11 protein-coding genes are annotated in these 9,787 nt (G+C 71.6%); 7 read left to right on the top strand and 4 right to left on the bottom strand.

The window, feature by feature from the left end:
• From ACZ6ZT_RS29900 to ACZ6ZT_RS29910, 3 genes are all read left to right on the top strand, one after another.
• A partial coding sequence (locus ACZ6ZT_RS29900) for a hypothetical protein (RefSeq protein WP_469723238.1) occupies positions 1 to 207 on the top strand: 207 nt, incomplete at its 5' end.
• 245 nt (positions 208 to 452) lie between these two features.
• Positions 453 to 1,472 carry an aldo/keto reductase gene (locus ACZ6ZT_RS29905; RefSeq protein ID WP_469723239.1) on the top strand — a complete coding sequence of 340 codons (1,020 nt, stop codon included), beginning with the start codon at positions 453 to 455 and terminating at the stop codon, positions 1,470 to 1,472.
• Between the two features lie 111 nt (positions 1,473 to 1,583).
• Positions 1,584 to 1,706: a hypothetical protein gene (locus ACZ6ZT_RS29910; RefSeq protein ID WP_469723241.1), complete on the top strand. Its 123-nt coding sequence runs from the start codon at positions 1,584 to 1,586 to the stop codon at positions 1,704 to 1,706.
• 60 nt (positions 1,707 to 1,766) lie between these two features.
• Here ACZ6ZT_RS29910 and ACZ6ZT_RS29915 read toward each other — a convergent pair whose 3' ends face one another.
• Positions 1,767 to 2,324 carry a hypothetical protein gene (locus ACZ6ZT_RS29915; RefSeq protein ID WP_469723242.1) on the bottom strand — a complete coding sequence of 186 codons (558 nt, stop codon included), beginning with the start codon at positions 2,322 to 2,324 and terminating at the stop codon, positions 1,767 to 1,769.
• A 127-nt stretch (positions 2,325 to 2,451) separates the two neighbouring features.
• Between ACZ6ZT_RS29915 and ACZ6ZT_RS29920 the strand changes: the two genes are divergently transcribed.
• Together ACZ6ZT_RS29920 and ACZ6ZT_RS29925 are read left to right on the top strand one after the other, a co-directional pair.
• Positions 2,452 to 3,192, top strand: coding sequence for an alpha/beta fold hydrolase (locus ACZ6ZT_RS29920; protein ID WP_469723243.1), 741 nt, complete (start codon positions 2,452 to 2,454; stop codon positions 3,190 to 3,192).
• Between the two features lie 863 nt (positions 3,193 to 4,055).
• The gene (locus ACZ6ZT_RS29925) at positions 4,056 to 4,820 is read left to right on the top strand and encodes a transposase (protein ID WP_469723244.1); all 765 of its coding nucleotides are present in this window, start codon (positions 4,056 to 4,058) and stop codon (positions 4,818 to 4,820) included.
• A gap of 132 nt (positions 4,821 to 4,952) precedes the next feature.
• Here ACZ6ZT_RS29925 and ACZ6ZT_RS29930 read toward each other — a convergent pair whose 3' ends face one another.
• Positions 4,953 to 5,384 carry a VOC family protein gene (locus ACZ6ZT_RS29930; protein WP_469723245.1) on the bottom strand — a complete coding sequence of 144 codons (432 nt, stop codon included), beginning with the start codon at positions 5,382 to 5,384 and terminating at the stop codon, positions 4,953 to 4,955.
• 507 nt (positions 5,385 to 5,891) lie between these two features.
• On the opposite strand from ACZ6ZT_RS29930, the gene ACZ6ZT_RS29935 reads away from it, so the two are divergent.
• Complete coding sequence (locus ACZ6ZT_RS29935) at positions 5,892 to 6,266, top strand: A10/OS-D family protein (RefSeq protein WP_469723246.1); 375 nt, start codon at positions 5,892 to 5,894, stop codon at positions 6,264 to 6,266.
• A gap of 429 nt (positions 6,267 to 6,695) precedes the next feature.
• On the opposite strand, the gene ACZ6ZT_RS29940 is transcribed toward ACZ6ZT_RS29935, so the two are convergent.
• Positions 6,696 to 7,043, bottom strand: coding sequence for a hypothetical protein (locus tag ACZ6ZT_RS29940; protein ID WP_469723247.1), 348 nt, complete (start codon positions 7,041 to 7,043; stop codon positions 6,696 to 6,698).
• 2,176 nt (positions 7,044 to 9,219) lie between these two features.
• On the opposite strand from ACZ6ZT_RS29940, the gene ACZ6ZT_RS29945 reads away from it, so the two are divergent.
• The gene (locus ACZ6ZT_RS29945; protein ID WP_469723248.1) at positions 9,220 to 9,474 is read left to right on the top strand and encodes a hypothetical protein; all 255 of its coding nucleotides are present in this window, start codon (positions 9,220 to 9,222) and stop codon (positions 9,472 to 9,474) included.
• Here the strand turns inward: ACZ6ZT_RS29945 and ACZ6ZT_RS29950 are convergent.
• Positions 9,434 to 9,787: response regulator (locus ACZ6ZT_RS29950; protein ID WP_469723250.1), on the bottom strand; the 354-nt coding region annotated here is incomplete at its 5' end. The two genes, ACZ6ZT_RS29945 and ACZ6ZT_RS29950, sit on opposite strands and share 41 nt — an antisense overlap.

Consider the following 9,787-nt stretch of genomic DNA (forward strand, 5'->3'; position numbering starts at 1 on the left):
CCTCACCTCAACCTCACCGGCGTCACTCGATCAGTGACCACGCTGAAAACGCTCACTGAAGTGGGAGAGACCGCGCAGCCGCGTGGGGAGCAGCAGCAGAACACCGGTCAGCAGCGCAAGACACACGGCCAGCGCTACGGCCCGATCCGCGTCACCGCCGGCCCGGCCGCTCACCGCCGCGTACGTCATGATCGCCATGGCCGATGACGGACCGACCGCCACCGGACGCAGGCCCGCCACCTGCCCGTAGCCGAGGAGATCGTGTTCGATGACGATCGGTTGCGGACGGCGTCCGCCGTGCCGTCCGCGTAGTCCGCGCCTCGGAAGTCGACGACGCCGGGCTCGGCGTCCCTTCTCGCGCAGGCGGAGAGCGTCGCCCTTGCGACACGCGAGCGTGTGTCCGCGCCACGCCTTCACTTCACACTGCCCCTGAACATAGAGGAGAAACAGTCATGCAGTACCGCACCTTGGGCCGTACCGGTGTGCAGGTCAGTACGCTCGCGCTCGGCGCGATGAACTTCGGCGCGATGGGCCGCACCACACAGGACGAGGCGTCCGCCATCGTCGGTGCCGCCCTTGAAGCCGGCATCAACCTCATCGACACCGCCGACGTCTACAGCAACGGCGAATCGGAGGAGATGGTCGGAAAGGCGATTGCCGGCCGACGCGACGATCTCGTCCTCGCCACCAAGGCCGGCCTGCCGATGGGGGACGAGCGAGGCCACCAGGGCAGCTCGCGGCGCTGGCTCGTCACCGAGCTGGACAACAGCCTGCGCCGCCTCGGCGTCGACCACGTCGACCTCTACCAGATCCACCGCTGGGACCCGACCACCAGCGACGAGGAGACGCTGTCGGCCCTGACCGACCTGCAACGTGCGGGCAAGATCCGCTACTTCGGCTCCTCGTCCTTCCCGGCCCACCGGGTCGTACAGGCGCAGTGGGCCGGGAGGGAGAACAGGCTCGGCCGCTACGTCACCGAACAGCTCAATTATTCGATCCTGCAGCGCGAGGCGGAGAGTCACGTGCTGCCCGTGACCGAGGAGTACGGTCTGGGTGTCCTGATCTGGGGCCCGCTGGCGTCAGGCTGGCTGTCCGGCGCGGTCCGCAAGGGCCAGGAGGTCACCACCAACCGCTCGGCCTTCTGGCCGCAGCTCTTCGACCCCACCGCACCCACCGGCCAGGCCAGGTTCGACGCGGTCGAAGAGCTGGCCGGCGTTGCCGACGAGGCCGGTCTGACGTTGATCCAGCTGGCGCTCGGCTTCGTCACCACGCGTCCCGCCGTGACCAGCGCCCTGATCGGCCCGCGCACCATGGAGCACCTGCACTCGCAGCTCGCCGCCGCGGACACGATGCTCTCCGCCGACGTACTCGACGCGATCGATTCGATCGTCGCCCCCGGTGCCGACCTCGTCGCGATGGAAGCGGGGAACACGCCGCCCGCCCTGCTCGACGCCTCGCTGCGCCGCCGCTGACCCCGCCTCGGCGACGAGAAAGCCGCCACCGACGCGCAGGACCAGGCCCTCGCCGCGCTCCCGGCTTCCCTGCCGCGCTTCGCCACCCACCTCGAACTCCACCGCGGCCTCATGCTCGCCCGCTCCGGAGACAAGACGGCCGGTATCGCACACGCCAACACCGCTATGAACGCCCTGCCGCCGGAAAAGCACAGCCTCACCCTGCGCATGCTCGTAGGCGAGATCACGGCCTGAGCAGGACCCCGCCGCCGCGTTCGCGGCGGCGGAACCCCTCTCGGGCCGAGCCCCTACGGATCAGACGGCCACCCCCACACGGCTGCGCACCAGGTCCCCGCAGCGGATCCCACCGCCCGGATGCCACTCCAACACCGGTGCAGCGGCCGTCCCGTGCTCCGCGCACCACGACACCGGCACCAGGCCCCCACAGTCATGCCGTACACACGGGCACTCGTCCCCCGGGACGGCGTGGGGCACGCCATGGCGGATGACGCCGTCACCGGCATGGTAGGCACCGCCCCGCAGTCCGGCCGGCCAGGACAGGGCAACGTACGCCCACCCCTTCACCGGCTGGTCCCGCTCCACCAGCTGCACGTCGCCCACCGCGGCGAGGGGCTCCGGCCCGGGCACGGGCATGAGCAGCCGCTTGACGGTCAGCCCCGACGCCCCCGTGCTCCGCTCCGCCAGCACAGCGGCGTCGTCTTCCGCGATCCAGCCGGACAGACAGTCCGTCCCCTCCGGTTCGTCGGCCAGGGCCAGGTGCGGGTCGGCCACGCGGACCATCGGCAGGCGCCCACCCGACCCGTACGCGGACAGGCCAGCCATGGGCACCGCGGCGAGAGCGGTGAGCTGCACGGGCGGAGCAGAATCCGGGCGCTCACGGGCAAGCCGCTCCCCGCGTCCGTTCCTAGTGTGGGGTCCCGCGTCGGGTCTGCTCCCCGGCGCCGACCGATCCCTTGCCTGTCTCAAGAGGAGTTGTGCCATGTCCCAGCACCCGAATGGCCCGGCCGCCGCGCCCACCGTCGTCCTCGTGCACGGCGCCTTCGCCGATGCGTCCTCCTTCGCCCGTGTCATCCCCGAGCTGCTCGCCCGCGGCCTGGAGGTGATCGCCCCGGCGGTGCCGAACCGCAGCCTGCTGGGTGACTCCGCGTACATCGCCTCGGTCGTCCGGCAGATAGCGGGGCCCGTCGTTCTGGTGGGGCACTCCTACGGAGGCGCCGTCATCACCGTCGCGGGCGCTGAGGACAACGTCTCCGGGTTGGTCTACCTGGCCGGCTATGCCCTGGAGGAGGGCGAGAGCCTCGGCGAACTCCAGGGCCGCTTCCCGGACTCCGACCTCGCGGGCGCGCTGGTCTACACCCCGTTCCCCGTCGAGGGCTCGGCCACCGCGGGTACCGACGTGTCGGTCCGGGCCGACGCGTTCCCCGCTGTCTTCGCCGCCGACGTCGACCCCGGCCTCGTTTCCGTCCTCGCCGTGTCCCAGCGTCCGCTGGCGGCTCAGGCGTTCGCGGAGGCCGCCCCGGTCGCGGCGTGGCGGACCAGGCCGTCGTGGGGGCTTGTGTCGGCGGCGGACCACACCATCAACCCGGAGGTCCAGCGCTACGGCTACCGGCGGGCCGGCATGACCACCGTCGAGGTCGACTCCTCGCACCTGGTGATGCTGGCCCACCCCCACCGCGTCGCCGACCTCATCCACGAGGCGGTCCGGGACACCACCCACTGAAACCCGCCCGGGTTGACGCATCGCCCTCGCCGTGCACCGGCTCCCCTACGTGCTCACCCTCCCCGCCCGCGGAACGCTCCTCTTAGACGTCGTGGCCGCGCTGGTCGGCGAGCCCGGCAGTCTGGCTCGGGACGGCGGCCGCCCTCGGCACGCTCACCGCCGTCTGCCTCCTCCTGGCGTTCACCGGTGCCACAGCGCTTGGAAACGTCAAGCTCGCACCGGCGCTCGGGACAGGCCGGGGAGCCGACGTCTCGGACGGTGAAGGCGCGGAAGGCATGAACGGTGCGAGCATGCCGACGCGACTCGTCGGGTGCAGGCCGGACTTCGATGCCCGCCCGGTCCGGCGACAAGGCGGCACGAGCACCTGCATGTCCGTGACCATGCTCCCGCGGGCAGGGGACCGGTGGCGGTATCGCGGCGGCGTAGTCCCGGCAGCGCGCGTAGTCGCCGCGGCAACCTCGTCCGGGTGGACGTTGGGGAACTCGACGTCACCGCCGAGGCGGACCAGCAGGCCGGCTCGGGCGCGTGGGCCGACCGCGGCGGCGGTCACCCCCGGCCAGCGCGGCGGCGACACCATACCGAGGGCATCCGTGAGCCGGTCCGCCGCCGCCCCGGCACCCACCGGGCCGCGCAGCGCGGCGCGGACCGCTTCCGGGTCGGGGGGCCTCCACCACCGCCCGCGACCGCAGCCGCTGGCCCGTGGCCACGGCCGGGACCAGGCCGGAGCCGACCGCCCGCCAGGCTGCGGGCGGCACCCGCAGCCGGGCCGCCGCCTGGTCTTCGTCGTACGCCTACGGGAAACAGAACATCGCACAGCCTCAGGGTTGTCCCGTAAGTGATCTTGCCGTGGGATGATCTTGGTCGTGGCTGGTGTGATCACGGCGTCTGAGCCGTCCTGGATAGCCCCGTTCGCCGGACTGAGCCCGCGTGCCTTCGGCAAGTTGATGAGGCAGCTGCGCCGCGAGGGCGGCGACGCGCCGGGCCGTGGCCGGCCGTGGAAGCTGTCCCTGGAGGACCGGGTGCTACTGGTGGCCGCGTGCTGGCACACCAACTTGACCCTGCGCCAACTCGCGCCGCTCTTCGGCGTGTCCAAGTCCACCGTCGATCGCGTCATCGACCACCTCGGCCCCAGGCTCGCGCTGGCCCCGCGCAGGCACTTCGCCAAGGACGCGGTGCTGATCGTGGACGGGACACTGGTACCCACCCGCGACCACCAGGTCGCCGAGCAGTCGAAGAACTATCGCTACTCGACGAACCACCAGGTGGTCATCGACGCCGACACCCGCCTGGTCGTGGTGGTCGGCCGGCCGCTGCCGGGGAACCGCAACGACTGCCTGGCCTGGGCCGAGTCCGGTGCCAAGCGGGCGGTCGGCAACACAACGACGATCGCGGACGGCGGCTACCTGGGCACTGGGCTGATCATGCCGCACCGCCGACGCAAGGGTGAGGAACTGCCCGACTGGAAGGAGGCCCACAACAAGAGCCACAAACGGGTTCGCGCCCGCGTCGAGCACGCCTTCGCCCGTATGAAGCCCTGGAAGATCCTGCGCGACTGCCGCTTGAGAGGCGACGGTGTGCGCCACGCGATGCACGGCGTCGCCCGCCTACACCTCGCTCTCACGGGATGACTCCCGCCGCATGCGGGACCTGAGAGGTCCACGGCAGACCGGCCTTGGGGAACATCGGGGCAGCCGATATCGGCTGCCCCGATGTTCCCCAAGGCCGGAGACAGCTCCCCACCTCGCAGTCTCGGAGGAGAATCAGTCGAGGCAGAACTCGTTGCCCTCGATGTCCTGCATCGTGATGCACGACTCGTTGACGCCATCGGCGCGCTGCGTCAGCACGTGTTTCGCGCCGAGCGCCATCAGCCGTGCGCACTCGGCCTCGAGTGTGGCCAGGCGCTCCTCACCCACGAGCCCGGCGCCGGCCCGCACATCGAGGTGCACCCGGTTCTTGACGACCTTGCCTTCGGGAACTCGCTGGAAGAGCAGGCGCGGGCCCACACCCGAGGGATCAGTGCACGCGAAGTAGATCTCATCCTCGGGCGGCAGCGAGCGGTGGTACTCCTCCCACGTGGCAAAGCCCTCCGGGACCGTCGGTACGACGTACCCCAGCACCTCGCACCAGAAGGTGGCGAGGCGCGCAGGCTCCGCGCAGTCGAAGGTCACTTGGAACTGCTTGATCGTTGACATCGGCGCACGATAACAAGGTCCTGGCTCATCTCCCCAGGTCGGGAGGTCCCGCACGTCGTCGGGAGGAGGCACCTGCTACCCGCTGCTGTGTCGCGCGGTCGCAGGGGTGAACCGAGGTCAGTGCCTCCCCAAAGGAAACCTGGGATGCGATCCCGGCCAGCCACTCTCGTGCCGCCAGAGATCAGTTACGGGACAACCCTTCGGCGGCGGGATCAACACCGGCCCGGGGAACTCCGCGGCAGAGAGCACCGGGACCCCGCGCCGGCTGACCCTTGACCGGCTCCCTGCCCGCCGTCCTGCTCACGTCTCCTCCGCCACGAACGCGCTGCTCCAGGCGCGCGGATCACGCCGATGACGTCTACTGGGAGCCGTCGCCAGCCGCGCGGACGTCTCCGTGTGCCGACATCGCTCACGACCGGCCGGCGCCTGATGCCGGCAGCCCACGCGTACCCCCTGCAGAAAGGTCTCCTGATACGCTTCCCCGCCCGCCTCGGTGTCACCGCCGCGATGGCCACCGCAACGGCCCTGCTCTGCGTCGTACCCGTGGCCGCGTCGCCGCTGCCCGTTGCACCGGCGGCTACGGCGGCCCTGTCGGCTCCGGCCTACGCGGCCGGCCCCCTGGAGACCTATGTGGACCAGGCCATCGCCAACCCGCGACTGCTCAACACGCTCATCAACTGCCTCCTCGACCGAGGCCCCTGCACGCCCCAGGCACGAGAGCTCAAAGCTGTGATGAGGGAGGCGGTGAACACGGGCTGCGCGCGGTGCTCCGCCGACCAGAAGGCGGCCACGACCAAGCTCCTGGACTACCTGCGCGTCCACCGTCCCGCCGACTGGCTCGCGATCACCCTCAAGTACGGCGGCCCCGTCTCCGCCAGCTGACCGGCCAGAGTCAACCGCACCGACCGCCGCCGCAGCCCGGAGACAGACCCGGCGCCAGCCGCACAGCGGCAAGCCGGCGGCCACCGGCGAAGTGATTCGACCCAGCCAATCACAGCACGGAAACAAGGGGCGGGTGTCGCCTGCCGGACCGGCCGGAGCCGGAGCTGACCCGTGTTACATGCGCCGCCAGGTACACGGGCTGACGACCAGAGCCCTCGCGGAGACGTAGTCCTGGCAGCGCGCGCAGTCAGGCGGTGCGGCCAGCGGAGCCGGGGGTGTACCGACACCTCAGCACAGCTCCTGTGTGCGGACCCCGGCCCGGTTGCGCCGATTCGGTTCGAGCCTGGGCCTGCGGCTCGCGGGCGGTCGTCGTGAGCGTCCAGTGGAAACCGTCCGCACCAGCCAGGCCTGGAGGAGCGGGAGGCTTCCCTAGCGGCTGAGGACGCAGGACAGGCCGGTGACTTCGACGGGGGTGAGGGCGGCTCCGGCGATATTGCCGACGGGGCTGCAGGTGAGGGTGGCGCTGTCGGAGGCCCGCACGATGGTGAAGGCGGTGGTGATGGTGCCGGTGGCGGGGGCGCCGCCGAAGGCCGCGCAGTTGGTCAGGCCGGTACCGGGGCCGCCGCTGACGGTGCCTTCGAGGTCGTCGCACAGGTAGCCGGGCGAGACGGCGTGGGCGGTGGTGGCGAAGGCGAGGACCCCCGCGCCGGTGGTGAGTGCGGCGGTCGCGACGACGGCGGTGCGCTGTGCGGCGGTGCGGAGGCGGCGGGTGTTCATGGCGTGGTTCTCCTTATCGTGGGCGGGGGCCGGGCTGGGGATGGAGCGTGCAACGGGACTGGCCTTGATCACTCGGGTCCGCGCGGCGGTGGGCGGTGGTGGTGAGGAGCCGCGGATGCCGGGTTCGCGGAAGGCGGCCGCCGGTGGTCGGGATGCCGGCGAGAGCGGTCGGTCAGCGGCCGACCTGATCGGAACGGGTGGAACTTCATGAAGCTCACTTCCCAGCGGAGGACCGATGGTGGTCGGGGGTGGGCGTTCGTGGCTGCGGCGCACCGGAGCACTCCCGCAGCGGATACCCGCCCGTTCCGCGTCGTGGTGCGGGCCGGCCGCTCGTGCGCGCCGGGGCATGCGCCGGCGGACTGACGCGCCCCTCACATCCTTGGGACCAGGGACGGGCGGGACCGCCAAGCCGCGGGGCCGGCCGGCCCACGTCGCCAGGTGTCAGTACTCGATGAGGACGGCGCCGTCCGCGCCGGCCTGGCCGGCAAGGCCCGTGCCGGTGTCGCTGTCCCCGCCGTTGCCGCCGGCTCCGTAGGCGTTGCCGGCGATGGCCGCGGCCCCGCCACCGCGCCGCCGCCCGCGGGCTCCGAGGTGACGTTCGCCCCGGAGTGGCCGTTCGAACCGAAACCGCTCGGGAGCCGGGTGACCCGGGCACCGCCCGACACCGCCGTGCACGCGGCGTAGCCCGGGAGCGCGAGTTCACCGCCTCCCCCGCCCAGAAAGACCTCCAGATGCCCCAGGGTGCCGCCGCCGGCCCCGCCTTCCGCCTGCAGGACGTCGCTCCTGCTGCCGTTCCCGCCGCGTCCTGCGGGAGCAAGACGGGTGGAGGTGCCGCCTCCGCCGCCCGCGCCGCCGTCGGCGAACATCCAGACCGGGCCCGCGACGGGATCGCCCACGGTGGTGGCCGCCCCGCCACCGCCGCTCGCACCGATACCCCCGACACTGCCTAGAGAGTCCCCGTCCCCTCCGGTCTGGCCGTTGCCGCCCGTGCCGTTGCCAGTGCCACCCACGCCGCCCTGCCCAGCCGTATCGTTCTGGCCGCCGGTGCCACCCCGGCCGCCGGCCGCCACGAAGAACGGAAGCGCCACCGGCGAGGTGTGCGCGGGCAGGGTGATACGGCAGCTGACCCCCGCCCCCGCGCCACCGCCCCCGCCCCCACCGCCCTCCGGACCGAGAAGTCCTTCGTTCAGCGGAGACCCGCCGCCGCCACCACCGCCGCTGCCCCACAACGTGGCGGTGACCTCGGTGATCCCGGCGGGGATCTGCACGCTGCCCGCTCCCGGAGCCTGGAAAAGCTGCGAAGCGACCCGCGAACTCCGGGGCGCCTGGCCGGCAGCGGCCGAGGCGGGAGCGAAGGGCGCGGTGGCAAGGACGCTCGCCCCGGCCAGTACCAGGGCCAAGGCCCCGGTGACCGCAGGCAGACGGCGGTGTACTGGAGGCAGAATCATGAACTCCCCTTCGAGATCGATACGGAACACAACGAACAGCGCGCCCAGCACCCGTCCACCGGCACCGGCACCTCCGGCACACCGACGGCCCGGACCTTCTGCCTCGTGACCGCGACAGCGGACACGAGACCGCGAAGCAGACGGACGGACGCAGCCTCGTGGCCGGCGCTACTCGCCCCGCGGCCAGCCCTCCGGTCCTCGCCCAGGGTGGCCAGGCAGTACTCCGGCACCTGGGCAGGTCGGGAACTGCCAGATAGGGGTCGGTGTCCACACCGCGTCGTGTCCGTCGTCCCGGCGGCTGTTCCTGCCCGGCAGCCGAATCGGGGTACCAGGCCAGCACGATCGAATTCGCGTCATGTTCCTGCCGCATGCACCAAGGCTCTAGGCAAGCGCCCCTTCGAACCGGAGGCTTGGGGTCGACCAGCGGCAGCAGCAGGCCGTTGGATACTCGTCACGCCGTTCTTGGGGGAATCATGAAGAGGCCTGGCATTCTTTCCGCGATAGCTCTGGCACTCGTGGCCACACTGAGCCCTGTCGCCACCGCGCAGGCGGCACCGGCTCCGAGCGGGCCCAGCGTGGCCGGCGCAACGACCATCAGCGAAAGCACGGGTACCACAAGTGCCCCCGTGGTCAGCAGGACCCGTGCTGGCAGTGCAGCCTGCGACGTCAGCTTCTCTGGAAACGGTCCGGCAGCCGCAGTGGTCCTGTGCGGGTCCATTGTCAGGCGCTTGGACTGGCCCGACGGCCGGTACGAGTTCGTGGTCATCGGTAGCGATCGCCAGATCTGGCACAGCTACCAGTACAGCGCCAACGGGTCATGGGCCACCTGGGGAACCCTCGGCAACAGCCATGACGTCCAACATGGCGTCTGGGGCTGGTTCTCCGGTGGAAATCCCACCGTGCAGGTGCTCGGCGGCAACGGCGGCTACTGGTGCAACACGTTCAACGGCAACGGCACCTGGACCAACTGGTACGCCTGCTAGTGATCTGAGAGGCCCAGAGGCCCAACAACGTGGCGCCCGAGCGGGCTGGCGCTGCGGGGTGTGCGTGCTGGTTGGGCCCTGCCATGAGGGCGGCCGTCCCCAGGAACACCCGGTCCTCACCCGGCCCGGCCGGGGTGAGGGCGGCGAGGGGGGAGCGGCGGCCCGGGGGTGTGCGCCGCACCTGCCTCCAGTCCACCTCCGGCCGCACCCGCTCCAGCAGGGTGACGTCGAAGGCCGAGTAGAGCGGGACGTCGACCACGCCTCCGGCGGCGCGTCCGTAGTCGACGGCGACCGTCCCGACCGGGGACACCCG

It is taken from the genome of Streptomyces sp. NPDC102258 (genome assembly GCF_055584685.1).

Coding starts and splice junctions, on each gene's coding strand:
- ACZ6ZT_RS29905 (WP_469723239.1), top strand. CDS start 453: ATGCAGTACCGCACCTTGGGCCGTACCGGTGTGCAGGTCAGTACGCTC.
- ACZ6ZT_RS29920 (WP_469723243.1), top strand. CDS start 2,452: ATGTCCCAGCACCCGAATGGCCCGGCCGCCGCGCCCACCGTCGTCCTC.
- ACZ6ZT_RS29940 (WP_469723247.1), bottom strand. CDS start 7,043: ATGAACACCCGCCGCCTCCGCACCGCCGCACAGCGCACCGCCGTCGTC.
- ACZ6ZT_RS29910 (WP_469723241.1), top strand. CDS start 1,584: ATGCTCGCCCGCTCCGGAGACAAGACGGCCGGTATCGCACACGCCAAC.
- ACZ6ZT_RS29930 (WP_469723245.1), bottom strand. CDS start 5,384: ATGTCAACGATCAAGCAGTTCCAAGTGACCTTCGACTGCGCGGAGCCT.
- ACZ6ZT_RS29935 (WP_469723246.1), top strand. CDS start 5,892: ATGGCCACCGCAACGGCCCTGCTCTGCGTCGTACCCGTGGCCGCGTCG.